This is a genomic window from Pseudomonas sp. F2 (genome assembly GCF_057174385.1).
Map to the genome: position 1 here is coordinate 1505989 of NZ_CM169904.1, position 25763 is coordinate 1531751.

22 protein-coding genes are annotated in these 25763 nt (G+C 58.6%); 6 read left to right on the forward strand and 16 right to left on the reverse strand.

The window, feature by feature from the left end; translation table 11 throughout:
* Positions 1-122 precede the first annotated feature (122 nt).
* The 9 genes from AC193Q_RS06535 to AC193Q_RS06575 form a co-directional block, all read right to left on the reverse strand.
* Positions 123-1487: a TolC family outer membrane protein gene (locus AC193Q_RS06535; protein WP_121185564.1), complete on the reverse strand. Its 1365-nt coding sequence runs from the start codon at positions 1485-1487 to the stop codon at positions 123-125.
* Positions 1488-1489: 2 nt separating this feature from the next.
* Complete coding sequence (locus tag AC193Q_RS06540; protein ID WP_121185566.1) at positions 1490-2839, reverse strand: HlyD family type I secretion periplasmic adaptor subunit; 1350 nt, start codon at positions 2837-2839, stop codon at positions 1490-1492.
* Complete coding sequence (locus tag AC193Q_RS06545; protein ID WP_121185568.1) at positions 2836-4611, reverse strand: type I secretion system permease/ATPase; 1776 nt, start codon at positions 4609-4611, stop codon at positions 2836-2838. The genes AC193Q_RS06540 and AC193Q_RS06545 overlap by 4 nt, the downstream gene beginning before the upstream one ends.
* A 203-nt stretch (positions 4612-4814) precedes the next feature.
* Positions 4815-5243 (reverse strand): AprI/Inh family metalloprotease inhibitor, encoded by a 429-nt coding sequence (locus AC193Q_RS06550; RefSeq protein WP_183082881.1) that lies wholly within the window; start codon positions 5241-5243, stop codon positions 4815-4817.
* A gap of 92 nt (positions 5244-5335) precedes the next feature.
* Entirely contained in the window at positions 5336-6802 is a 1467-nt protein-coding gene (locus tag AC193Q_RS06555; RefSeq protein ID WP_047294553.1) for a serralysin family metalloprotease, read from the reverse strand.
* 457 nt (positions 6803-7259) lie between these two features.
* Complete coding sequence (locus AC193Q_RS06560) at positions 7260-8345, reverse strand: polyamine ABC transporter substrate-binding protein (protein WP_047294555.1); 1086 nt, start codon at positions 8343-8345, stop codon at positions 7260-7262.
* A 56-nt stretch (positions 8346-8401) separates the two neighbouring features.
* Positions 8402-8746 carry a cupin domain-containing protein gene (locus AC193Q_RS06565; RefSeq protein ID WP_047294557.1) on the reverse strand — a complete coding sequence of 115 codons (345 nt, stop codon included), beginning with the start codon at positions 8744-8746 and terminating at the stop codon, positions 8402-8404.
* Positions 8747-8777: 31 nt separating this feature from the next.
* Entirely contained in the window at positions 8778-10184 is a 1407-nt protein-coding gene (locus AC193Q_RS06570; protein WP_476284608.1) for an FAD-dependent oxidoreductase, read from the reverse strand.
* A gap of 52 nt (positions 10185-10236) precedes the next feature.
* Complete coding sequence (locus tag AC193Q_RS06575) at positions 10237-11052, reverse strand: helix-turn-helix transcriptional regulator (protein ID WP_483879314.1); 816 nt, start codon at positions 11050-11052, stop codon at positions 10237-10239.
* A gap of 263 nt (positions 11053-11315) precedes the next feature.
* Here AC193Q_RS06575 and AC193Q_RS06580 point away from each other — a divergent pair, with 263 nt between their 5' ends.
* Entirely contained in the window at positions 11316-11588 is a 273-nt protein-coding gene (locus tag AC193Q_RS06580; protein WP_047294563.1) for a DUF1652 domain-containing protein, read from the forward strand.
* Positions 11589-11650: 62 nt separating this feature from the next.
* On the opposite strand, the gene AC193Q_RS06585 is transcribed toward AC193Q_RS06580, so the two are convergent.
* Positions 11651-14125 (reverse strand): UvrD-helicase domain-containing protein, encoded by a 2475-nt coding sequence (locus AC193Q_RS06585; protein WP_483879315.1) that lies wholly within the window; start codon positions 14123-14125, stop codon positions 11651-11653.
* 279 nt (positions 14126-14404) lie between these two features.
* Between AC193Q_RS06585 and AC193Q_RS06590 the strand changes: the two genes are divergently transcribed.
* On the forward strand, positions 14405-15100 hold the full coding sequence (locus AC193Q_RS06590) for a pirin family protein (protein ID WP_047294568.1): 696 nt from the start codon (positions 14405-14407) through the stop codon (positions 15098-15100).
* Between the two features lie 173 nt (positions 15101-15273).
* Here the strand turns inward: AC193Q_RS06590 and pgm are convergent, their stop codons facing one another.
* The 4 genes from pgm to AC193Q_RS06610 all read right to left on the reverse strand — a co-directional run bounded on the left by pgm (position 15274) and on the right by AC193Q_RS06610 (position 21496).
* Positions 15274-16920 (reverse strand): phosphoglucomutase (alpha-D-glucose-1,6-bisphosphate-dependent), encoded by a 1647-nt coding sequence (pgm, locus tag AC193Q_RS06595; protein WP_483879316.1) that lies wholly within the window; start codon positions 16918-16920, stop codon positions 15274-15276.
* 96 nt (positions 16921-17016) lie between these two features.
* The gene (locus tag AC193Q_RS06600) at positions 17017-18417 is read right to left on the reverse strand and encodes a GntR family transcriptional regulator (protein WP_483879317.1); all 1401 of its coding nucleotides are present in this window, start codon (positions 18415-18417) and stop codon (positions 17017-17019) included.
* A 48-nt stretch (positions 18418-18465) separates the two neighbouring features.
* Positions 18466-19926: a hypothetical protein gene (locus tag AC193Q_RS06605; RefSeq protein WP_483879318.1), complete on the reverse strand. Its 1461-nt coding sequence runs from the start codon at positions 19924-19926 to the stop codon at positions 18466-18468.
* Positions 19927-20473: 547 nt separating this feature from the next.
* Entirely contained in the window at positions 20474-21496 is a 1023-nt protein-coding gene (locus tag AC193Q_RS06610) for a zinc-dependent alcohol dehydrogenase family protein (protein ID WP_047294577.1), read from the reverse strand.
* A gap of 269 nt (positions 21497-21765) precedes the next feature.
* Between AC193Q_RS06610 and AC193Q_RS06615 the strand changes: the two genes are divergently transcribed.
* The gene (locus tag AC193Q_RS06615; protein WP_145598195.1) at positions 21766-22695 is read left to right on the forward strand and encodes a LysR family transcriptional regulator; all 930 of its coding nucleotides are present in this window, start codon (positions 21766-21768) and stop codon (positions 22693-22695) included.
* Between the two features lie 16 nt (positions 22696-22711).
* Here the strand turns inward: AC193Q_RS06615 and AC193Q_RS06620 are convergent, their stop codons facing one another.
* Both AC193Q_RS06620 and AC193Q_RS06625 read right to left on the reverse strand, forming a co-directional pair.
* Positions 22712-23890 (reverse strand): sugar transporter, encoded by a 1179-nt coding sequence (locus tag AC193Q_RS06620; protein ID WP_483879319.1) that lies wholly within the window; start codon positions 23888-23890, stop codon positions 22712-22714.
* Positions 23891-24064: 174 nt separating this feature from the next.
* Positions 24065-24349, reverse strand: coding sequence for a hypothetical protein (locus AC193Q_RS06625; RefSeq protein ID WP_121185577.1), 285 nt, complete (start codon positions 24347-24349; stop codon positions 24065-24067).
* Between AC193Q_RS06625 and AC193Q_RS06630 the strand changes: the two genes are divergently transcribed.
* The 3 genes from AC193Q_RS06630 (at position 24348) to AC193Q_RS06640 (ending at position 25528) form a co-directional block, all read left to right on the forward strand.
* Positions 24348-24482 (forward strand): hypothetical protein, encoded by a 135-nt coding sequence (locus AC193Q_RS06630; protein ID WP_257012240.1) that lies wholly within the window; start codon positions 24348-24350, stop codon positions 24480-24482. The two genes, AC193Q_RS06625 and AC193Q_RS06630, sit on opposite strands and share 2 nt — an antisense overlap.
* A 230-nt stretch (positions 24483-24712) precedes the next feature.
* On the forward strand, positions 24713-25060 hold the full coding sequence (locus AC193Q_RS06635) for a DUF4190 domain-containing protein (RefSeq protein ID WP_041064263.1): 348 nt from the start codon (positions 24713-24715) through the stop codon (positions 25058-25060).
* 15 nt (positions 25061-25075) lie between these two features.
* Positions 25076-25528, forward strand: a complete 453-nt coding sequence (locus tag AC193Q_RS06640; RefSeq protein WP_047294596.1) for a DUF805 domain-containing protein — start codon at positions 25076-25078, stop codon at positions 25526-25528.
* Positions 25529-25763 lie beyond the last annotated feature (235 nt).

Here is a 25763-nt window from a genome sequence, read left to right on the forward strand (position 1 = left end):
AAAGATCGCAGCCTTCGGCAGCTCCTACAGGGATTACAGTTCAGCCAGTCCTTGCTCTATGTAGGAGCTGCCGCAGGCTGCGATCATTTGCTCTGCTTCAAGCGCCTACAGGATTTTCAGTGTTACTGGGTTTTCGGGCCTTGTCCGAACGCCTCATCCACCCGTGCCAGATCCTGTTCGTTCAAGGTCCCCGCGTAGTAATGCAGCTTGGTCCAGGCCATCAGGTAGTCATAGCGCGCCTGAGCCAGATCGCGGCGGGTGGTAAACAGTTGCTGTTCGGCGTTCAGCGCATCGAGGTTCGTCCGTTCACCGCCAAGAATGCTTTGCTTGGTTGACACCACCAGCGCTTCAGCCGACGCCAGGGCCTTCTGATAGGCACGCAACTTGTTGACGCCCGACAGGCAGGCGCTGAACTGGCGGCGCAGTTCGATCAAGGTTTCGCGGGTCTTGCCGTCGAGTTCGTATTCCGCCTGCTCCATGGTGCGGCTGGCCTGACGGGTCGAGGCCGACACCCCGCCACCGGCATACAGTGGAACGTTGACTTCAAAGCCGATGGTGTTGGTGTCATAGCGCTGGTTATAGGTGTTGCCGCTGTCCGATTCAGTCTTGCGGATCGACGCATAAGCACTGACTTTCGGCAGGTGCCCGGCGCGGTTGCGCTCGACTTCGTACTTGGCCACTTCTACCGCTTGCCGTTGCGACGCCAGATTGGGGTTGTTACTGATCGCCAGCTCATGCCAGGTGTCGTAGTTGGCCGGCATCAGCGCGAAGGTCTGGAAGTTCTGATCCAGTGGTGCCAGCTCGCTGATATCCACTGTCTGCACGCCAACCAGCGCGCCCAGTTCACGCAACGCGGCATCCTGCTCGTTGCGCGCCTCGATCTCTTCGGCGGTCGCCAGTTCGTAGCGCGACTCGGCTTCCAGAATGTCGGTGCGCGTGCCCTCGCCCTGTTTGAACATGTGCTCGTTCTGCTGGAACTGCTGCTCATAGGCCTTCTTTTTGGCCTGAGCGATATCGATCTGATCCTGGGCGAACAAGGCTTTGGTGTAGTTATCCAGCACCCGCACCAGCAGTTCCTGGCTCTTGCCACGAAACGCCTCGTCGGCGAACAGCGCCTGCGCCACGCCTTTGCGATACGCCGCGTAGGCTTCGTAGTCGAGCAACGGTTGCTGCAAGGTCAGGGTCGAGCCGTAGCTGTTGTAGTTGCGGTCTTCGGTCAGGTTGCCGCGAGCGGTCAGTTGCGTGGCCTTCGAGGTGTTGTGACCCCGGTTGTAGTTGTAACCCAGTCTCGGCAACAGCCCGGCGCGGCCGATGATGCGGTTTTCCAGACCCGCGTCGCGCTCCTTGATCGCGCCGAGGAACACCGGATCGTTGCGCAATGCCTGTTCGTAGACCTCGAATGGCCCCATGGCCGCCAGTGCGCTGTTTCCTGCGAGCAGCGCGAACGCCGCCCCCAACATCGAAAGCTTATTCATACAGCCGAACATCCTTATTCTTCGGTCAACGCGGAGCCGGCCCGATCGAGCAGCGGTTTGAACAGGTAGTTGAGCAGTGAACGTTCGCCCGTGCGCACGAACATTTCCGCCGGCATACCGGGCTTGATCACCAGACCGTGGAGTTTTTCCATCGCCTGATCACTGACGCTGCTGCGCAACACGTAGTACGGCACGCCGGTTTTCTCGTCGACCATCTGGTCGGCGGAAATCAGGCTGACCTCACCCGGCACGCGCGGGGTCTTGCTCTGGTTGAACGCGGTGAACAGGATATCGACCGGCAGATGCGTGCCGACCTTGTCGATCAGATTGATCGGCAAGTGCCCTTCGACTTCCAGGGTGGTGCCTTGCGGGACGATCTCCAGCAAGGTTTCGCCTTGACGCACCACGGCGCCTTCGGTGTGCACGCCAAGGTTGACCGCCACGCCATCGGCGGTGGCGAGGATCTCGCTGTGCTGCAGGTCGAAACCGGCCGAAGTCAGTTGCTCCGACAGGGTCACGCTTTTGAGCTGCGCGTCGGCCAGTTGCGTGCGCACTTCCTTCTGATATTCCTCGCCATGCTGTTGCAGCTTCAGGCGCGATTCGAGGATGCCCTGCTCCACCCGGCCGCTTTCACCGGTGTTTTCCGCCAGTTGCTGCTGCACTTGCGACAGCTGCCGCTGGTACTCCATCAAGCGGTTGCGCGGGATGTAGCCGTTGTCCGCCAGCGGCTGCAGGTTGCTCAGTTGCTGCTGCAGCGAATCGGCCTGGGCGTTGAGGTCGGTGCGGGCGCGACGCATGCCCGCCAGTTGCGCGGTGGCACCTTCGATGCTGGCGCGCAGGCCGGCCTGTTCGCGGTAGAACGCTTCGCGGCGGCTGCTGAACAGTTGACGCTGGCCTTCAAGGACCAGCGCCAGACGCGGATCCGGATCATTGCTCAACTCTGCCGGAAAGGTCACCTGCTTGAGGTTATCGCGCTCGGCCTGCCAACGCGCGAGGCTGGCCCAAGCCATGCGGTACTGGGCTTGCAGCGACTGCACGTCGGCCGCGACCTGGGTCTGGTCGAGGCGGAACAGTGGCTGGCCCTGTTTGACGATCTCGCCTTCGCGCACCAGAATCCGGCTGACCACGCCGGCACTCATTGACTGCACGGCTTTGCGCTTGCCCGACACCACCACGGTGCCCTGCACCGGAATGCCTTGATCCAGCGGCGCCAGTGCGGCCCAGGTGAAGAAACTGCCGGCGCCGACGATGGCCAGAATCCAGCCCATGCGCGCGAAGAATTTCGCATCGCGCTCCGGGCGCTCGGTGATGTATGCGTGTTCCATGGAGGCTTCGTTTTCAGTGTTCATGCTGGCGCTGCTCATACACCCGAATTCCTTGTCGTGGGCTGGTACTGCCGGCTCATGCTGAGCCCGCCCGGTGCCTGCGCAGATTTTTCCCGTGATTGTTCCTGAGCGCCGGACAGCGCCTTGAGTACGTCCTGACTGTTACCGAATGCCTGCAGACGACCGTCGTTGAGCACCAGCAACTTGTCGGCCTGGGCCAATACCGAAGAGCGGTGTGTGACCAGCACCACGGTAGTGCCCTTGGCCTTGAGCTGGGCGATGGCGCTGGCCAGCGCAGCCTCACCGACGGTGTCGAGATTGGAGTTCGGCTCATCCAGCACCACCAGGCTCGGGTCGCCATACAGGGCGCGCGCCAATGCGACACGTTGTTTCTGGCCGCCGGACAGACCGCTGCCGTCCTCGCCCAACTGTGTGTCATAACCTTGCGGCATCCGCAGAATCATCTCGTGCACGCCAGCCTGTTGCGCGGCAGCCACGACCTGTTCCGGGTTGGCTTCACTGAACCGGGCAATGTTTTCGGCGATGCTGCCGCTGAACAGTTCGATGTCCTGTGGCAGGTAGCCGATGTACGGGCCGAGCTCATCGCGGTTCCAGCGATGGATGTCGGCACCGTCCAGGCGCACCGTGCCACCCAGGGTCGGCCACACGCCGACCAGCACTCGGGCCAGGGTCGACTTGCCGGACCCGGAAGCACCGAGCACGCCCAGCACTTCGCCCGCGCCAATCGCGAAGTTGACCATGTGCAGGGTCGCCGCGCGTTGCCCCGGTGGGCCGGCACTGACTTGTTCAAAGGCAATCTGGCCCTTTGGCGCAGGCAACGCCATGGCCTCGTCGCTCGGCGGGAACGCCTGCAGCAAGGCATCCAGACGGCGGTAGGCGAGCTTCGCCCCGCTCCACTGTTTCCACACCGCGATCAATTGGTCGATCGGGCTCAGCACGCGGCCCATCAGGATCGAACCGGCGATCATCATCCCGGCCGTCATGTCACCCTTGATCACCAGCAACGCACCGAGGCCCAGCACCAGCGATTGCAGGCACAGACGCAGGGTTTTACTGATCGAGCTGATCACCGCACCGGTGTCGCTGGCCTGATTCTGCAGACCGAGGAAGCGTGAATGCACGCCGAACCAGCGCTTGCGCAACGCGCCAAGCATACCCATGGCCTGAATGGTTTCTGCGTTGTGCAGGTGACTGGTCGCCAGTTGACTGGACTTCTGCGAGTAACCGGCAGCTTCGCCCAGCGGCTTCTTGGTCATGTATTCGTTGAGGCACGCCAGTGCGATCAGCAGCAGCGCACCCGCCGTGGCGAGGACTCCGAGCCAGACGTTGAACAGGTAAATCACGAACAGATAGACCGGGAACCACGGCGCGTCGAAAAACGCGAACAGGGCTGGCCCGGTGACAAATTGGCGAATGTGGGTCAGGTCGCCCAGCGATTGCCCGGCGTTACCCTCGCCCTTGAACAGGTTGCGTTCGAACGCCGCCTGATACACCCGCAGGTTGAAGCGGCGCTCCAGTTGGCTGCCGATGCGGATTACGATGAAACTGCGCACCACTTCCAGCATGCCGATGAAGGCGAAAAAGCCGACCACCATCAAGGACAACATCGCCAGGGTGGTTTCGTTCTGCGAAGACAGCACGCGGTCGTAGACCTGCAGCATATAAATGGAGGGCACCAGCATCAGCACGTTAATCAGTGCGGTAAAGCACCCAACGCTGATCAGAATGCTTTTATAGTCACCCAAAGCCTTGAATAAGGGAGCGGTGGCTGGGGCCTTCGCCATCTTCATTGATTATTCCTGAATGTAATCCCCGCCATTCTTTGGCGAGACGCTTCTATTAATTATCCGTGCACAGACCGGACGGGTTCTTGCAACTTGCACTTACACTTCAATAACAACTTTCAACAGTTCAACGCCACTCGTTGCATTGAGCTGTTGCTTATAACTGCAACATCAAACCTTATAGTCAACGGTTCAGTCGGTGCCGTTGTTCACGGCTGCGGTGTATGGCGCGTCAGCGTAATCACCAGTCCCGACTTCAAAGTGCTCAGATAAAGCCCATCACGTTGTCGGCTGAAGAACTGGATTCTTGAACCTTCCTTGCCGGTAATCGACAGGCCGTCCGGATCAGGAAACCAGCCGACTGGCGCTTGCTCAAGCCATGCCCCCAGGCATTCGGCGCCCTTGCCCAGTGTCTGGTTGGGTTTCAGATCGATCAGACAGGTGTTCGAGGGTTTATCCTGCAATGCCTGCGCCTCTGGGGCGTCATCGGGCGCAGTCAGAATCGCCTGCCACTGCCCGACGAACACGGAGGGGTCTTCCAGTCTGAGGCTGCTTGCCATGGTTGCTTCTCCAGAAATCATGATCAGCGCCGCCGAAAGCCACGCCATTCCCTTGTAGGTAAAAACTTTACGGATCATCAGAAAATTCGCTCCGGCACCTAGCCTTGCCCAGCCATCAACACGATGCAAGCAAAGAAAGCGACGCATGAAGCGCCGCTTTCCCGTTTACATCACGCCACGATGTCGCTGGTCGCTGCCTGGCCAACGGTGCTGACCTGGAAGTCCGCCACGCCGTGCCCGGAGAAGTCCACCGACAACAGGCTGTTGCCGCCCGACGAGGTCAGGATCGCGTCGCCGGCCGAACCGGTGAAGCTGCTGACAAAGTGCAGGCCGGAGCCGTTGGTGATGGCGCTCAGGTCGATTTTGTCCAGACCGCTGACGAAATCGAGGATCTGGTCGATTGCACCCGGCTTGGAGTCGGAGCTGGAGGCGAACACGAAAGTGTCCGAACCCGAACCGCCCCACAGTTTGTCCGCACCACCGGCGCCGTAGATGATGTCGTTGCCGGCACCGCCCTTGAGCTCGTTGGACGCACTGTTACCGATCAGCAGGTCGTTGCCCGAACCGCCGATGGCGTTCTCGATGGTCACGCCCTTGGCGATGGATACGTTACCGATCATGCCGCCCACGTCGGAGAACGAGGCTTCATTGAGGTTGATCTTCTGGTTCTGGGTGAAACCCGAGAAGTCGAAGGTGTCCTTGCCGCCCGCATCCCACACCGAGAACACCAGCTTGTCGCTCGACGACGAGGCGCTGAGGAAATCGCGACCGGCGTTGGAGTTGAAGCCGTAGGTCGTATCACCGGTACGGGTGCTCATGTTGGCGCCGTAGAGTTTCTGGATCGCTGCAATGTCGTCCATCAGCGGGCCTGAGGAATAGGCTTCTACGCCGCCCTTGCTGAAGTTCTGGCTGGTATTGCTTTCGCTCCAGTAGCTCATGACGCTGTAGCCGCGGGTGTCTTGCCCGTAGGTGGCGTCATTGTAGGTCGGGTTGCCGTTGCCGGCGTTGTAGTCGCCCGGGTGCGCCAGGCCAAGGGTGTGGCCGATTTCGTGGGTCAGGGTCTGACGACCGTAGTTGTTCAGGTCCGGGGTCTTGTTCTGGGTGTAACCGCTGTTGATCAAGTACCACGAAGTGCCGTCGTAACCAGGACCGGTACCCGGCAGGTAGGCGAACGCTGCTGCGCCGTCCACGCCACCGCTGTAGTTGGCGAAGGTCATGTGGCCGTCACCGCCAGTGGCTTTCTCGGTAAAGGTGACGTTGGCCACATCGGCCCAGGATTGCATGGCGAGCACGGCCTGGGCTTTCTGTTGATTACTGAACTGGCTGAACCCTGTGATCCCGTGCTTGTTCATCGTGCTGGACGATACCGAAGTCAGGAACGTGTAGGTGAGTTCGATCTTGCCGCTGCCATCCTTGTCCTGATAGGCAGCGCCGTCGCGCAGCAATTGGGTTGCGGCCTGGTCGACGGAAAAGGAGGGTTTGCCATTGACCGTGAGGTTGCCGCCACGATCGTATTGATGGCTGAAGCTATTGATCTGATTCCAGGCGGAGCTGGTTGCCGCCAGAGACTGCACTGCGCCCACAGGCACGAATGTGTCTGCGGTGATATCAATAGCGTTAGCTTTTACTTTCGACATAAACACACTTCCTTGTTTAGCAATGGAACAGTTTTTGTCAGATAGCGACGATCCCTGGCGAGATCGTCCTATCACTCGCCCAATGAAGGCGTAACGAACCTGACACAATTTGAAATCATACGTCTAGCCTTTTTTTGAGATCAAATTGCACTGTTGCGCAAAACTACCGTAAACAAAGCCTGCGGGGTCGAAAGATTGTTTTACCCGGTTTCACCGCCTCCAATTGTCTGACGATTTTCTATTTAAATATTAAATATTGGTAAGTTGTTTTTTGTTAGACGCGTCTCACTTTCCTGCACTCTATTAGTGCGATGCCAGTGTATTGATATCAACTATTTAATAACGCCTGATACCCCTGTCCCTGTAGGAGCTGTCGAGTGGAACGAGGCTGCGATCTTTGCATTTGAAGATCTAAAGATCGCAGCCTTCGGCAGCTCCTACAGGGTTTGGGGTTGGCTCAGCTACCAGTACGAATCTTGTTCCAGACACGGGTGCGGATCCGGTCGATGTTCAGCGGCATGGCTTCCAGCGCAAACAGCTTGCCCATCATCTCCGGGCTTGGGTAAACCTTGGTGTCACTTTTGATGGCCGGGTCGATCAGGCCGTCGGCCTGCTGGTTGCCATTGGCGTAGTGCACGTAATTGCTGATGCTGGCCATCACGTCCGGGCGCAGCAGGTAGTTCATGAACGCGTAACCGGCCTTCTCGTCCGGCGCATCGGCGGGCATGGCGACCATGTCGAACCAGATTGCCGCGCCCTCCTTGGGAATCGCGTATCCAATGTCGATGCCGTTCTTCGCTTCTTTGGCGCGGTTTTCCGCTTGCAGGATGTCGCCGGAAAAACCGACCGCCACGCAGATATCGCCATTGGCCAGGTCACTGGTGTATTTCGAGGAATGGAAGTAGCTGACATAGGGCCGCACTTTCATCAGCAGTGCTTCGGCTTTCTTGTAGTCCTCGGGGTTCTTGCTATGCGGTGGCAAACCCAGGTAGTTGAGTGCCGCCGGCAGCAGTTCCGGGCCGTTATCAAGGATCGCCACGCCGCACTTCTGCAGTTTTTCCATGTACTCGGGTTTGAAGATCAGGTCCCAGGAATCCACCGGCGCGTTGTCGCCCAGTACCGCTTTGACCTTGGCGACGTTGTAGCCGATGCCGGTGCTGCCCCACAGGTACGGAAAGCCGTGCTCGTTGTTCGGGTCATTGACCTGCAAGGCCTTGAGCAATACCGGATTGAGGTTCTTCCAGTTCGGCAACTGGCTCTTGTCGAGCTTCTTCAGCGCCCCGCCCTGGATCTGCCGCGCCATGAAGTGGTTGGACGGGAACACCACGTCATACCCGGATTTGCCGGTCATCAACTTGCCGTCGAGGGTTTCGTTGCTGTCGTAGACGTCGTAGGTGACGCCAATGCCGGTGTCTTTCTGAAAGTTTTTCGTGGTGTCCGGCGCGATGTAATCGGACCAGTTGTAAATCTTCACCGTTTCGGCGGCATGGCTAATGGAGGCAGCCAGCAGCAGCGGCGCCAGAGCGAGGGTTTTCTGGATCATGGGGTCGATTCCTGTAGTGGCTATTTTTGTTGGCAGGCAATCAAAGGATCAAACAATCAGAAAATAAGGACGTAGGTCTTGCGCACGGTCTCCTGGATATCCCAGATGCCGAGCGTGTTGGCCGGCAACATCAGTGCGTCGCCACCTTGTATGTGCAGGGTTTCACCGCCGTTGTCCGGGGTGAACGTGCAACGCCCGGAGATGAAATGGCAGAACTCTTGCGCGGTGATCTGCCGGCGCCAGCGCCCCGGGGTGCATTCCCAGACGCCGGTTTCAACGCCGTCGTCGCGCTCGACGCTGGTGGTCGAGGTCATCGCGACCGGCTCGCCGATCGGCACGGCGACCGGGTTGGATTGGTCCAGTTGCAGGCTGGCGGTGTTCTTGAACTGCGTAATGCTCATGGTGGGACCTGTCTTGTGAAGAAAACGGCGGTTAGTGCATGAAACCTTCCATGAAGCCCGCGACCTGACTGGCGAGCTTGCGCCGCCACGGTGCGGTGGCCGGATTGGCCAGGGTCTGGTCTTCGTGGACAAAACTTTTGATGATCGCGTTGTAACCGAGCCAGCGGCACGGTTCCGGCTCCCAGGCGCGCAACGCATGGATCCCGCCGTCCGGCAGCACCCACGGCTGGTGTACCAGTTCGGTATCGCGCTCCAGAATCAGATCGGCCAGGGTGCGGCCGCCGAGGTTGCTGGCCCCCACGCCCTCCCCGCCATAACCGCCGGACAGCGCGATGCCATTGGCCCGATCGCAAAGCATGTGCGGCTTGAAATGCCGCGACATGCCGAGGTTGCCGCCCCAGGCGTGGGTGATTTGCACGTTTTTCAGTTGCGGGAACAGCTCACCGAACAGATAGCGCCGCAGTTCGACTTCATCGCGGGTCAGATCGAAGTTGTGGCGCAACTTGCCGGCGAACTGGTAGCCCCCGCGAGCGCCGAATATCAGCCGGTTATCGGCACTGCGCTGGCCATAAGTGACCTGACGGCTGAACTCGCTGAAGGCCTGGCCACGGTTGAGGCCGATTTCATCCCAGGTCGCAACCGACAGTGGTTCGGTGGCGACAATCAGACTCTGCACCGGTAACTGATAGCGACCCAGCGGCGGCAGCGTCACCGAATAGCCTTCAACGGCCGGCACGATCCAGCGGCTGCGCACACTGGCCCTGGCCGTGCGCAAACTACCGGACTGCCAGTGCGTGACCGGGCTGTTTTCGTAGATCTTCACGCCCATGTTCTGCACGGTACGCGCCAGACCGCGCACCAGTTTCGCCGGGTGAATCGTCGCCACGTGCGGCGCATAGATGCCGCCGTAGGGTTTTGCCACGCGAATCTGTTGCGCCAGTTGTTCGGGGCTCAGCCAGCGGTAATCGTTGTCGGTCAGGCCTTGGGCGTGCAGCTTGTCGAGGTATTCGCGCAGGCTGGCTTCCTGTTCCGGGTAGCGAGCGGCGCAGTACAGCACCCCGCCCTTGCGATAATCGCAGTCGATACCCTCACGTTCGAGGACAACTTCCACTTCATCGGGGATGCTGTGCAGCAGATCAAAAGAGGCGCGACGTTGTTGTGGCGAGAGACCGGCGAGCAGTCGATCCTCGCCCAGCAGATTGCCCATCAGCCAGCCACCATTGCGTCCGGACGCACCGAAACCGGCGGTTTGCGCCTCGATGATGGCGATATCCAGACCCGGCGCGAGTTTTTTCAGGTAGTACGCGGTCCACAGCCCGGTATAGCCGGCGCCGATGATGGCCACGTCGACATCCAGATCCTGTTCCAGCGCCGGCCGCGCGATCAGCGGCTCGTCGAGTTGATCCATCCACAAACTGATAGTGCGCCACGCCGGCATGCAAGACTCCGCCACTGAAAACCTTCGATGGCGTCGATCCTAGTGCGAGCCTTCAACGGCTGTCTTGCGCGCGTGTCCGCAAAGAAATTTGTTTGGCGTAGGCCTTCGGCGACTGTCCGGTGTGCTGGCGAAAGCAACTGTAGAACGCCGACAGCGAGTTGAAACCGGCGGCAAATGCCAGTTCATCGATACGCAGCGGTGGCGTGGCGTGATCCAGTGACTTGAGCAAGTGCTGCAGGCGCGCGTGGTTGACGTATCGATAGAAGCTCTGCCCCAGCACCTGATTGAGCAGGTAGGAAATCTGATTGCGGCTGTACCCGCACTCCTTCGCCACCCGTTGCAGATCCAGCTCGGGATCGAGGTAAGGCTGTTGCCGTTCGAAATATTGCTGCAGGTCTTCGGCCATGAAACTGATCTGGCGCGGTGACAGGCCCAGTCGACTCACCGCCGGACGCTGGCTGGGGGCGACGGTGCCACTGTTTGCCGTGCGAACCAGCGAGGCGTATTCGTTGACCCGCCAGATCAGGCCGTCCTTTACTGTGATCGCTTCACTGGAACGGAACGACACCAGTCCGTCGCCACCGCGCAAGGTCACTTCGTACTGAATGTAGGCAGTGTTGCCATCCACGCGGATCCGGTCGCAATGCTCCAGCGCTTCGTCGGATTCTCGCGGCATGCTGACACGCACGTACTCACGCAACTCATCAAAGCCGAGCACCCGGTTCTGAAAGAAATCGTTGTACTGGACGTCCGGGTGGTACAGCGCCATGACGCTGTCCAGGTCGCGATGTTTCCAGCTCAGGTGATAGCGCATGACCGTAGCGGCCGTGGCCGGGGTCTGTTCTGGGCCGTCGTCGTCGACATGCATAAAGGGCTCTGCGCAAAAGCACCGAGCTTGCCCAACTTCATCCAGACGATCAATCAGTAAACCGTAGTGGCCTTTTGGCGAAGAGTGAATGAGGCGTGACTTACATCAAAAAATGCGCAGCAATCGCAAAATGAACTGAAAAAGCTCACGGAAAATTCACATGCGGATGCTACTTTTAATGTCACTGACCGGTTGAGCCAATGAAGGCTCTTCCCACCTAGCATGAGCAAAAGGAATCGCTCGATGAAGAAGGCGGGCAACACATGAATAAAGGTTCCAGTAAAGTCACCTTCCCCAACGCGTGCCAGTTGATGCGCTGGCATTTTCATCCAATGGGTTTTGAAGCGACGATGGATGCGCCGGGCAGCATGATTGCCCGACTGTTCGATCGTGCCAGCGGTGAAACCATGATCGCCATCGCCGGCATTCCCTGCGCCACGGTGATGAACGCGGCCGATGTCGAACGAATCATTGAAGCCGTGGAAGACGAACTGGAGACTTTCATTCCTCCAGAGTCTCTCAAGAGTTACGCTTAAGCTTTTGTTTTTATTGAAAAAGCCCGCCAGTTCCGGCGGGCTTTTTTGTGCGCGGGCGTGCATCACGCGGTTTGCGGCTGCTTACGGTGATCGACGAAGAATGCCTTGTCTTGGGCCACCCGGTCAGACGCTCTCGGCATATTGACTGACTGAGTGTCCTGCGGCTCGACGTACCAATAGCAATGGCTGACCGCCCGGGTGATGCCGACGTAGGCCAGCCGCAATATTTCGTCCTTCTGCGCCGTGTCATAGGGCTCACTGTCGCCAGCCTTGCCCAGGCCGGCCATGCGATACACCTGGTTCTTGTACGGAGAACTGGTCAGGTGCTGGCAGTCACCCAGCAGAAACACCGCATCGGCTTGCAGTCCCTTGGCACTGTGGTAAGTCAGCTGTTTCAGGCGTCGCGCTTCGTACGGCAAGCTCGAATCAACATTAACTACAGACTGAATATGCTGTTCAATCAACGACTTATCGCTACCTTTTCGATACAGCATCAAGATTGAATCGCCGCGATTATAGTGTTCGGCCAAGCGCTGCCCCAAAGCCTGATCATCGCGCTCCAGCACGCTCACCGGCCACAAGGCCTTGGGGGCGCCGCTGGCTTTGGCTTTTTTGCCCGGGATTGCCGGCGCCGCACGGACGATGTGTTCAGCGGCATCGATGATGTGTTGATGACTGCGATAATTGTCGCTGAGCATCACCCGTGTAGTGCCCGGTGAAGGGAATTCCTTGTTGAATTCCATGAAATAACTCGGCGAACTGCCACGCCAGCCGTAGATCGACTGCCAGTCATCGCCCACACACAGCAACGACGAACGCTGTGCGCCCCGCCCAACATGCATCGCCGGGCCACGACTGCGGATTTCCGCCAGACTGGCACGAATCCAGGAGACGATTTGCGGCGAAACGTCCTGAAACTCGTCGATCATCAAGTGCGACATGGGGCGCAGCAGCTCGTCACTGAGCAGTTTGAGGTTCTCTGGCGAATGTTCGCTGAACAGCGCAAACATCCGGTTATAGGTCATCACCGGCGGCTTCTGATCGAGCAAATGATCCTCCAGGGCACGCCAGAACAGGCTCAGCGCCTCGAAGAAGAACCGGTCCGGATCGTCCTTGGCGAAACTCATCCGGCCGACAGCGTCCGGCACGTCCAGCCCGAGGTTTTCGATGAAGCCGGCCGCCGCGACAAAGCAGTCCAGCAGCGGCGCCGAAACCAGCTCACCTTTGACCTTGTAATCGAAGCCTGGACCGGCGCTCGCGTCGCCTGCCAACGTCGACAAGACCCGCTTCGAAGCTTCGTAACTATCCAACCAAATCAATGGCTTACGACAGAAAGCTTGAAACAGGGTGCGCTTGACTGCCCACTCGGCGCGCACTCCGAGCCTGGCGTTGGGTCGGCAGATCTGCGGGTTTTCCCGAGGATCGAACCCGAGCATCACCCAGGCATCGAGGCTGGGAATGTAGCCATGGCAGTGAAAGGTCGAACCGTTGATCTCGAACGTCTGCCGGCTGGGCTCGATGCCTTTGATCGGCCAGGCGCCTGCGCGAAACCACAAGTCTTCGATGGCATCGCACAGCTCTTCATCGCGCTTGGCCGCCAACTCTGTCACCGCCATGCGCTTTTGCACGTCCGGGTGATCGCGTTCCAGCTCCTTGAGCTGCAAACCCGCCTTGGCCAACGGCTGAATGAGCTGACGGAAACGCTCGTCTTCCGTGAACAACCGGTGGTAACAGGCATTGAGCTGGCGGCGCTGAGCGTCGTTGATCCGCAAATCGAATGGATTGCTGTCGACCTCTTCGTCAGCACCCTGAATTCGGTCGCTGAGGTTCTCGAACGCCTGCAAGCGCTCAAATCCCGGCAGACTGCGCACCATCGGCAGAATCCGCGAGTGAAAGGTGCGCACCAGTTCCCGCGCCTGTTTCAGGCTCAGGGCTAAACCCCAGAGCGCAAACAATTCGATCAGTTTGTTGATGAAGTCCTTGCGAGACTCGCGGGTGAAGGTCACCACGGTCATCGAATCAAGTTCAAAGCCCAGGTAGTGAGTGAGCAACAGAATCCTTAGTACCAGCGTCGTCGATTTGCCCGCTCCGGCACCGGCAATCACCGAGGTCGAAGGCGTATCACTGAAAATCATTTTCCATTGCGCGGCGCTTGGCTGAGCATGTTCGGGCAGCAAGCGCGCCACATCGGCCTTCATACGCTTCTTCAGCTCGGCACTGAGGGGCAGGCGCCAGTCGTCGAACAAATGATTGTCCACGTTCGGCGGACGATGTTCGGTGCTGCGACTGTCACGAATCAACAGCACTTGCCGACCCTCCTCCAGGCCTTCGAGTTTGCCCTCCTTGAAGCCGTACTCCACACCAGCGGTGTGGCCACTGCGAAAGCCGTCAGCCTGACCATGCAACCATGACGCGCGGTGTTGAGCGCGCAAGCGCGTCAGGCCGTGGCCGAAGAAACGCGCGGCCAGACGCTTGAACCATGGCATCTCGGCCAGTGGACGGAGTTCGGGAGGCAGATCGGGAGTGTGTTGCGCCACGCTGAGGGGCTCCAGTGTGTGAGGCTGTTGGGGGCTATGGTGTCTTTATTTGCCCCTGAGTTCTAGCGAAATGCTTACAGCTCATAGGTTTAGGCGATGAAATGAAAGTGGGGTGAGATCGTTTCGAGCCAGCTTCCCATCAACGGATTCGATGAGAATGCCGCACTTTTTACGCTTTTTATCGATGATTGACTGATGGATGATGCCCGTCATTAACCGACGGTCTCGCTTCGTGGCTCTGGCGTTACGCCCCATGACGGACCTTTTGAGGAGACGATCATGCTTGAACTCAGACCTTTCAACACGCTGGGCGGCGCTCATCACGGCTGGCTGGATGCCCATCACCACTTTTCCTTCGCCGAATACTACGACCCGCAACGCATGAACTGGGGCAATCTGCGGGTGTGGAATGACGACGTGATCGCCGCCGGCACCGGGTTCCCGTTACATCCGCACCGCGACATGGAAATCATCACCTACGTGCGTGAAGGTGCGATTACCCACCAGGACAACCTCGGCAACAAGGGCCGTACCGAAGCCGGCGACGTACAGGTCATGAGCGCCGGTACCGGCATTGCGCACAGTGAGTACAACCTGGAAGACAAGGAGACCCGAATCTTTCAGATCTGGATTCTGCCGACGGAAACCGGGGCGCCGCCATCGTGGGGTGCCAAACCGTTCCCCAAAGGTCAGCGCGAAGGCTTTGTCACCCTGGCCAGCGGCAAAGAAGGCGATGATCAGAGCTTGCGCATTCGCGCCGATGCGCGTTTGGTTGCAGCCAATCTCAAGGCGGGAGAAACCGCGGAATATCAACTGGATGCAGGACGCCGTGCGTATCTGGTGCCCGCCACCGGCCTGATTGAAGTCAATGGCTTGCGTGCACAAGCTCGAGATGGCGTTGCCGTCGAGCAGGAGGCGGTGCTGACGGTGACGGCACTCGAAGACAGCGAAATCGTTTTGGTGGATCTGGCTTGATCGGCTGATTTGCAGGCAAAAAAAGGGCGACCATTACAGTCGCCCTTTTGTTGTAGCGAGGGGATTCATCCCCGATAGACCGCAAAGCGGCCGTCTTTTCAATGGAGCGGACTGCTACGCAGTCCATCGGGGATAAATCCCCTCGCCACAGGAAGAACTCACCTCCCTGAAGATCACTTGGTGCTGATTGCACCATCCACCAGCGTTTGCGCTTCAGCCACCAGTTGCTTCAGGTGGTCGTCGCCAATGAAGCTTTCGGCGTAGATCTTGTAGATGTCTTCGGTGCCGGAAGGACGTGCAGCGAACCAACCGTTTTCGGTCATCACCTTCAAACCGCCGATGGCCTGATCGTTGCCCGGCGCATGGCTGAGAATGCTCTGAATCTTCTCGCCCGCCAGTTCGGTCGACGTCACTTGCTCCGGCGACAGTTTGCTCAGCAGGGCTTTCTGCTCAGGGTTGGCCTTGGCATCGACGCGCACCGAGAACGGTTCGCCCAGCTCATCGGTCAGAGCGTGATAGGCCTGGCTTGGGTCACGACCGGTACGCGCAGTCATTTCAGCCGCCAGCAGAGCTGGAATCAGGCCGTCCTTGTCGGTGCTCCAGACGCCGCCATCCTTGCGCAGGAACGAAGCGCCGGCACTCTCCTCGCCACCAAAACCCAATGAGCCGTCGAACAGTCCATCGGCAAACCATTTGAAGCCGACCGGGACTTCATACAAGCGCCGACCCAGGCGCTTGGCCACACGATCAATCAGGCCACTGCTGACCACGGTTTTACCCACGGCAGCGTCGGCGCGCCATTGCGGGCGGTTCTGGAACAGATAATCGATGGATACCGCCAGATAGTTGTTCGGTGCCAGCAGACCGCCTGAAGGCGTAACAATGCCATGACGGTCGTGATCCGGGTCGCAGGCGAACGCCACGTCGTAACGTTCCTTGAGACCGATCAAACCTTGCATCGCATGGCTGGACGATGGGTCCATGCGAATCTGACCGTCCCAATCGACCGTCATGAAACGGAACGTCGAATCGACCTGTTTGTTAACAACGTCCAGATCAAGACGATAATGCTCGGCAATTGCCGACCAGTAACGCACCCCTGCTCCACCCAGCGGATCGACACCCAGGCGCAATTTGGCGCCACGAATGGCATCGAAGTCGATCACGTTGATCAGGTCGGCGACGTAGGTGTTGAGGTAGTCATGGCGGTGCGTGGTGCTCGCCTTGAGCGCCTGCTCGTAGCTGATGCGTTTGACACCCGCCAGCTTGTTGGCCAGCAGTTCATTGGCTTTGGCTTCGATCCACTTGGTGATATGGGTGTCGGCCGGGCCGCCATTGGTAGGGTTGTATTTGTAGCCACCACTTTGTGGCGGGTTGTGCGACGGCGTGATGACGATGCCATCGGCCAGGCCAGAAGTACGGCCACGGTTGTAGCAGAGAATTGCATGCGAAACCGCCGGCGTCGGCGTGTATTCGTCACCTTCGGCGATCATCACGGTCACGCCGTTGGCTGCCAGCACCTCCAGCGCACTGGCTCCGGCGGGGGTCGACAGTGCGTGAGTGTCGATACCGACAAACAACGGGCCATCAATGCCCTGTGCTTCGCGGTACAGGCAGATCGCCTGGCTGATCGCCAGAACGTGCCACTCATTGAAGCTCAGGTCAAAGGAGCTGCCCCGATGCCCGGAAGTACCAAACGCCACACGCTGGGTGGAAATCGAAGCGTCCGGTTGGCCGGTGTAATAAGCCGTTACCAGTCGCGGGATGTCGACCAACAATTCTGCCGGTGCCGGTTTGCCCGCAAAAGGACTGATAGTCATGCAAAACCTCTGAAATAGAGTGGTTCAGGAAATACAGCGCAGTTTACTGGCAGTTTGACCGCAGCGCGACGGGATCTATCCGACGCTTTCCAACGTTCATTCCACAGCAGCCAGGCGCAATGCATCCCCGAGCATTGCAATCGCCCCGCTCAAGCCGGTTTCCCCCTGATCCAGTAGATTCAGACGCAGATGCCGACGGTGCAAACCCTGCAAACTGAACAGCTCTCCCGGCGCGATCAGAACCTGCTGTCTGAGCAGGCGCTGAAATACATCGCGCATGTCCACCGGACGCTTTGCTCGCACCCAGACGGTTGCACCGCCCTGCGGCTCAACGACCTGCAGTGCATCGCTCAAGCGCTCGCGCAGCAAGTGGATCATGGGCGCCCGACGCTCCCTGAGCAGCCGACGAAGGACATGCAGATGCTGATCGATCCGACCGTTTCCATACAGTCGAGCGATCGCTTTCTGGCGGATGGGTGACAGTCGGAACGAACGCATCAGGAAATGCCGCAGTAGTTCGCTCTTCCATTGGCGCGACAACACAACCCCGTAAGGTGCTTCGATCCCCATGAATTTCTCGAACGTGGAGAAAACCATCAGCCGTTCGGGATCCAGCAAGTCACGCAGGCACCCGCCGTCCATTGCTTCGCTGAGTTCACCATAACAATCGTTTTCCAGCACCCAGGTGCCGTGCTTGACAAGCAACCCGGCGATGCGGCTGCGATTATCTACAGGAACCTGTGTGCCACGCGGCATGCACAACCCCGAAGAAAGCACAATCAACCTGACATCTTCAGTATTGAGCAGCGCTTCCAGGCGCTGCGGTTCCAGCCCGCCGCAGGCCTGCAGCGGCAATTCGATTACGCGTACCTCTGCAGCCTGAAGCAGCCGCAGTATGACCCAGTCGCAGGGCGACTCGACCAGGACCGTTGCATGTTTCAGCTTCAGAACGGCAACCAGAATTTCCAGCACCCCGCGCAGATCCGCACCGATGTAGACATCTTCGGCGTGCCAGCACTGCTGCGGTGAAGTGGTATAGCGGGCTGCCACGACTCCGCGTAATTCAAGCTCGCCGCAAGGCTGGTCAACCAGCGTTGATTGCCGGGGATATTGCCGCAGCAGTTCGCGTTCGAGTAAGAGCAACGGGCTGTCCAGCGATTGCACGGAGACCGGGTCTTCGGCGCTCAACAGCCGCATTCCCGGGCGCCGCGTATTGATGTAGAGCGTTTCAAGCAGGTCATTGCCAATAACTGGAGACGACAGCCCTGCTGATGCCCGTGCGTAATACCCGGACTTGGCAACTGAATAGACCCGCCCTTCCTTCTCCAGCAACGAATAAGCGTATTGAATGGTCGAAATCGACACGTTCAGACGCTCTGCCAGCTGACGCAGCGAAGGTAGCTTGGTGTTGTCATCACCAGCCGTCTCCGCCATCAATCGCATCAGGTAACGATAGACGGCCTGATAAGCGAAACCAGGCTCTCGTACAACCCTCATGATCCCGATGCCGGGACGACGGGGGTCCTGAAAGATGCATCGCTCACCTCAGCGCTCCGCTGACCGGCTACTCACACCGGTGTCGGCATTACCAGCATCCGCCGCCTCTCCTGCCGACCGGCCAGCACCACGGATCGGCAACGGCTCCATGGCATAGAGATGACCGATCAGACTGACTGGCAGCCCACTGACATCCGTCATCCATTGCAACACTTGCTCGGGGCCGTGCAGCCCTTGCATTGCCCGGTGCAAATCGGGCAATGCCACCAACATGCCGGGATGACAGCTGCGCAGAAACCGTTCAAGCCCGGCCCCTCGTTCGATGAACGGCGTGAACAGCAAACACACCCATTGCGCTTCGTTCAGACCATAGGTCTTGTGCAAAGCTGTTGCCGCCGCTTCACGCAATACCTCAGTCTGCTGTAACCCTAGCCTCGCGATCATCTGTTCACAAACCGGATCCGGCACCTGCATTTGCTGCATTCTTACCAGCATGCGCTGAACATGTTCCGCAAAACCGCATTCATAACCGCTTCCGTCAATGAACTCGGCCTCAAGACCGCGAAGATGAGCCTCAATCAAAGGATCGGCGTATTCACCTTCGCCCTGATGAAACACCCATTCCTCCGCCTGAAACCCGAGAAACTCGCTAAGCAACGGCCAGCGCTCCTCCAGCTTGCCCACTGCCATGTCGTGAATATCGAGGAATGTAGTGCGACGGCACGACTCGAATCCGTCTTCGGGACGCCAGCGCAATAGTTCGGATTCGGCGTAAAGACCGCGATACAGATCCCCCCCCAGGCCGTCGAGAATCGCGAACAAATCATCGAATGAAACGGCATTGGATGGCGGAGCCTCCAGGCCGGCTTTCTGCACCGCTCGCGCGAGATCATTGATGAATTGCTTCTGGCGCCGCGGCGACTCACTGGCAACCCAGGCGTCAACTCCATTGTTCCAGCGGGCAATCTGGCCGCAAAACTCGGCCCGCGCCAGGCAAACGTCGTCCCACAATTCAAGCTGCTCGTCCCTCGCCCGGCGGTGCCCCATCATCAGTAGATTGATGCGATTGGCGTCCGCACTCTCCTTGTCAGGTGATTTCAGGTGATTGAACGGCAGTACTTGACGGTGATCCACCATCAGCAATTCGACCCGCGGGTCATCGTAAAGAAACAGTGCAGCAAAGCTGCGGTGCAGATTGTCGAGTGGGGCACCGCCCATGCCGCCGCTGCGCAGGATGGCGACACGCAACTTGAAAGTGGCCGGAGCGCGGCCGGCGATACTCAGTTGAGCGGCACGCAGCAACGCCAGGGTATAGCAGCTGTCGCGAGTACCGGAGGGGGTCACCAGAACCTTGTAGTCACCCATGCGTTCCGCTCCGCCGGCGGCGACCATCAGCCGCTGGATCAGGAGCTGCAGTGCAGTGCGTTCGGCTCTGGAAAAGAAACTCAGCAAACGTTGCAGTACTTGCTGGTAGACATAGTTCATTGCCTGATCATGGATCGTGCTCATCAGTACTTTACCCGGCGTAAAAAATTCATATCGCGCATCAATGAAGACACTGGCGCGATAAATTCATCAATAAGTAATAGACGATCAAATACTAACACTTATGATTTTGAAGTTATTTGAAACACATGTACCCAAGACGCTGGCAGAGACACCATCCAAAGTGACGCAACCCATTGTTTACATTGGGTTTTATCTGAGAGAAAAATATCTGAGGAAACTTCTTACAACGTCCCACGAACTTTGAGTACAAGAAAAGCAGAACAACGATAGGAAAGACCCTACACCGATTAAACAGAAACCGACGCATCGTTCTCGAGATAAAATTAAACACGGAATAAATAACAGAATGCACAGACATGGCTCATTCCTTGAGATGAAAGTAATCATTCAATTATCAGGGCCTGGAGGGCGATTAAAAGATACAGGTCGCGAGCAAAAACCGGTTCAGATGCACAGACGGCCAGGCACTGAATCCGGCAACTGTTGTGATGGCAAGGGCGCAACACGCTGGAGTCCGTGGGGCCACGGACTCTGATCGGAGGGGGGGTTACGCGGGTTCGACCTGCAGGGCAACCCGCTCGCGGCATGGGCATTCGTCCATGTACCGATGCGCTTCAACGAACTCGTTGAACGGGAAAACCCGAGTCTTGAGCGGCAGCAATACGCGGTCGGCGGTGAGCTGGTTGATGTCACGCAGGGCCCGCTGCAAAGCGACGTGATCCTGAGTGATACCGAGCTCGGGTTTGCCGGTGAAATTGCCGATGCAGTGCACAAAGAACTGGATGTTCTTCTGAAAGGCCGCACAGGCCGGGAATGGTGTCTGATTACCGCCTTGCAGGCCATACAGAACCAGGCTGCCACGCGGCGCAAGTACATCACCGAGCAACGACATCTGCGGGCCGCCGAGACCGTCAAAGACCACATCGACACCACGGTTGTCGGTGATCTTGTTGATTCGCATCAACAGATCTTCTTCCTCGGTGACGATGACTTTCTCGGCACCCAGCGACAACAGGTATTCACGCTCATCTGCGGTTTTCGTCGCGGCAATCACCCGCACCCCCATGGCTTTGCCCAACTGGACAAAGGACGGACCGGCGCAATGGCTGGCATCAGTGACCAGGGCAAACTGCCCGGGTTTGACCCGCGCCAGATCGGCATAGGCGAAATAGGCGATCAACAGCGGCGTGTAATGCACGCTGGCTTCGATCGGGCTGAGCACGTCCGGATAGCGAGTCAGCGCGGTTCGTGGCAATACGATCTGCTCGCCGTAGACCGGGTAGTCGTTCGGGCTTTCGGCGGGAAAACTGGCCACCTTGTCGCCAACCGACAGGTCGTCGACACCGTCACCGACCGCCGTGACCACGCCGGCCATTTCATGGCCGAGACCGGACGGCAAGCGTGCCTGGGACGAGGCCAGGTTCTGACGCCAGAGAATGTCATACCAGCTGATGCCGATCGCTTCGACACGCACCTGCACTTCGCCAGGACCTGGCTGAGCGGCCGCATGCTCTTCGCATTTGAGCACCTCGGCCGGACCAAACTTGTGAAAACGGATCGTGCGGGACATCGCAAACCTCGTCAAAGTAACCTCTAATGCCCTGAACTCTATCTGGGCTTTTGACCCAAGACTATCAGTGGCTATTAATAGTCGACATGCCTGTCATTGATTCCGCAGTATGAACGGCATTGGCAAAATCGATGAAAAAATGCCGCAACCGGCTCGGTAAAGCTGAATTTAGCGGTGCAGAGTACCAGCCTTTCCCCGTAATATTCATGCCGGCCATTGTTCTCATATGGTCGCTCTCGTCAAGCTTGATGACTCTGCCAGGACTCCAGATGAATCGTAATGACCTGCGTCGTGTCGACCTGAACCTGTTGATCGTATTCGAAACGTTGATGCACGAACGCAGCGTGACCCGTGCCGCCGAGAAGCTGTTTCTCGGCCAGCCGGCGATCAGTGCGGCGCTCTCGCGCCTGCGCAGCCTGTTCGACGACCCGTTGTTCGTGCGCACCGGACGCAGCATGGAACCGTCCGCCCGCGCCGTGGAAATCTTCGCCCTGCTCTCCCCGGCGCTCGACTCGATTTCAACGGCTGTCAGCCGCGCGGCTGAATTCGACCCCGCCACCAGCACCTCGGTATTTCGCATCGGCCTGTCCGACGACGTCGAATTCGCCCTGCTGCCGATGCTGCTCAAGCGCCTGCGCGCCGAAGCACCGGGGATCGTCCTCGTCGTGCGCCGGGTCAACTACATATTGATGCCAAGCCTGCTGGCCTCCGGCGAAATTTCCATCGGCGTCAGCTACACCACCGACCTGCCGGCCAACGCCAAACGCAAGGTGCTGCGTCGCAGCCAGCCGAAGCTGCTGCGCGCCGACACCGTGCCCGGCCCACTGAGTCTCGACGATTACTGCGCGCGTCCGCACGCGCTGGTGTCGTTCGCCGGCGACCTCAGTGGCTTCATTGATGAAGAGCTGGAAAAACTCGGGCGCAAGCGCCACGTGGTGCTGGCCGTGCCGCAGTTCAACGGCTTGAGCACGTTGCTGGCCGGTACCGACATCGTTGCGACGGTGCCGGATTACACGGCGGATGCGCTGACGGCGGCGGGCGGTGTGCGCGCAGAAGATCCACCGTTGCCGACGCGCACGTTTGAGCTGCACATGGCCTGGCGTGGATCGCAGGACAACGATCCAGGGGAGCGCTGGTTGCGGTCGCGGATTCAGATGTTTTTCGGGGATCCTGACAGCCTTGAGCTGCCCGCACATTAAGCAGGCAGCCAAAGGCTCAAGTCCTCGGCCGGCTGATGCGATAGATCGACACGCAGTAAGACGCCAACGCCAACGCCGCCAGCATCCCGCCGACAAGCCCGACGTAAGCAAAGCCGAACTGGCTGCCGACCCAACTGCCCACCAGTGCCCCGCCGCCGATGCCGATGTTGTAGATCCCGGAAAACAGCGCCATCGCCACGTCGGTGGCGTCCGGCGCCAGCACCAGGACTTTCGACTGCAGCGCCAGCCCGAAGCCCATGATCGCCATGCCCCAGAACACACTCAACACGCCGAGGTATGAGACGTTGCCGCTGAACGGCAACAGCAACGCCAGGCACAAGGCGAGCACCAATACGCAGATGATCAGAAAACGTTGCGGGTTATAGCTGTGCAAATAGCTGAACAGCAGCGAGCCGAAAATGCCGGCGCCGCCGAATAACAACAGCAGGAGCGTCACCACCTCACCGCTCATGTTGGCCACGGTCAGTACGAACGGCTCGATGTAGCTGTAGGCGGTGAACTGTGCAGTCACCACCAGAGCTGTCAGCACATAAACGGCTACCAGCGCAGGTCGCTTCAGCAATATAGGCAGGCTCTTGAGCGAGCCCGAGTTCTGGCTGGGCAGCAACGGCAGCACCTTCGCCAGACAGAACACCAGCGCTGCCGCGAAGCCCGCGATCACGATGAACGTGGTGCGCCAGCCCATGGCCTCCCCCAGCAAGCGGCCGAGGGGAATGCCCAGCACCATCGCCAGTGAAGTACCGGTTGCGAGCAAGCCCAGCGCCTGAACCTGCTTGCCCGGCGGAGCCAGGCGCACGGCCAGAGAAGCGGTGATCGACCAGAACAGCGCATGCGATAGCGCCACGCCGATCCGGCTCACCAGCAGCACCCCGAAGCTGGTCGCCAGACCCGATAGAATGTGGCTGGCGATAAACATTGCGAACAGCACGAGCAACAGTTTGCGTCGCTCGACGTTGCGCGTCAGCAGCATGATCGGCAGCGACGTCAGAGACACCACCCACGCGTAAATGGTCAGCATCAAACCGACCTGCGCCGTCGACATGTCGAAGCTGCTGCCGATCGAGCTCAACAGCCCGACAGGCACAAACTCGGTGGTATTGAACACAAACGCGGCCAATGCCAGGGCAATGACTGCGTACCAGTTGCCGGTGTTTGTCGCCGTAGAATCACTCATTGAACGTCGTATTACTCGTCGATGATCGCGCGTGAATGCACGCAAGCGATCTGTGCCCATCTGTCGGTGTCTTGGTACCGATTGCCGAATGTTTCGACGTTTAGGGGGACGCATCATCAGAGGGTCAAGCCACACTGATCTGATCCAATGCGGTAGAAGCATACGAGGTCTTGATCAAACAAGCTGCCTTGTCCACTGGCGCAAGTAGACGTTGCCCTGCATGCAGTCATTCTTCAGGTCGATCTGTTTCTCCGCGATGATAATCCCGTCACCCACGGCACTGCCCATGCCGTGGGTTTTATCGTTCGCTGCCGGGGTCGAATGGTAGCTGGCGGTCGCAGCGTTGGCCTGATATTGGCATTCAGCTATATCGTGCTGGATTTCAGCAGCACTGGCGCCGGGCCTGGACCAATCGTGTATGGATGTCGGTGTGCCACGGTCTGACTCGCGAGACTGCATGCAAGGTGACGGTATTCGCCAGCGGGTAGATGTCGCGCCGAATCATTTCACCGATGTAGAGTTTTATTGGCACGCCTGGGCGTTGCAATCGCCGCGCATGGAAATGCGGTTCGTGCTGCGCGACGTATCTTGAGCAGCAAGGAGCCGGTGAAGCGTTCGACCATGCCGAAGCGGTAAATGGCCTCGCTGGCTGGCACGGCTCCAGACGCTTCCACAATCCCGATAGCCTTCAGTCCTTGAGTCCCCGCACACCCACGGCAGCAATGATGGCAAAGTGATAATGACAAATCCGGTAATAAAGTTTAACTTACCGCCGCCCCGACCGCTGGAGGATCGGGCATTTGCACTCAGTTAAGGAAAACGATGGCAATGGTCTATTGTCGTGCTTGCGCCAAGGAGCTACACGAAACGGCGCTCACCTGCCCCCAATGCGGGGCGCCCCAACAGGCCTCCGTGCCGCAAACGCAAGCCGAAACACCCTGGCTGGCCATCGTTTCATTGATCCTCGGGATTATCAGCGCACTCAACCTATTTGATGATTCCGAATGGGACAGGGATGCGATTGTCGGTGTGGGCATCCTCAGCCTTGCGGGCCTCACTTGCGGCATCGTCTGTATCAACCAAAAACACCCAGGAAGAAACCTCGCGATCGCCGGCATCGTTTTGTCTGGCCTTGCCGCGTTCGTTTTGTCCTGTCTATCGATTGAATAATTTTAGGGAAAAAATATGAGCTTGGTTTTCTGCCGTGGTTGCGCCAAGGAAATTAGTAGCCTGGCCGTGGCATGCCCACAGTGCGGTGCACCTCAGGCCGCTCAACCGTCCTATGCAAGCGGCCCCGCCATCACCACGGGCAATCCTTACGTGGAAGCGCTGAAGAATTACGCCGAATTCAAAGGCCGCGCCACCCGCCGCGAGTACTGGATGTTTGTGCTGATCAACATGGGTATCTGCATTGTCATGGGCGTTCTCGACGCCATGCTCAACACCAAGGGCGTGCTCTACAACCTGTACAGCCTGGCGATGTTGCTGCCGAGCATCGCAGTGGGCGCGCGCCGTATGCACGACACTGACCGTAGCGGCTGGTGGTTGCTGCTGCCGATCGTCAACCTGGTGTTCCTGGTGCAAGACAGCCAGCCAGGTCCGAACCGTTTCGGGCCGAACCGCAAAGGCAACAACTAAGTCACTTCGCAACACGTTGAACGAGACGGCCTTCATGGCCGTCTCTTTGTTTGTGCATTCTGATCCTGAAGCCGCCACTGGATTTTTACTGGCGGCGCAACACACATTTGTCATCAAACAGATTGATAGCACCCTAACGAAAGGTGCATGCTAGAGGGCTCGAATCGCTCTTATATCATTCCGAATGATAGTTACCTTTGCTTCATTCGATTCGTGCCATCACAGCCCGCCGAGC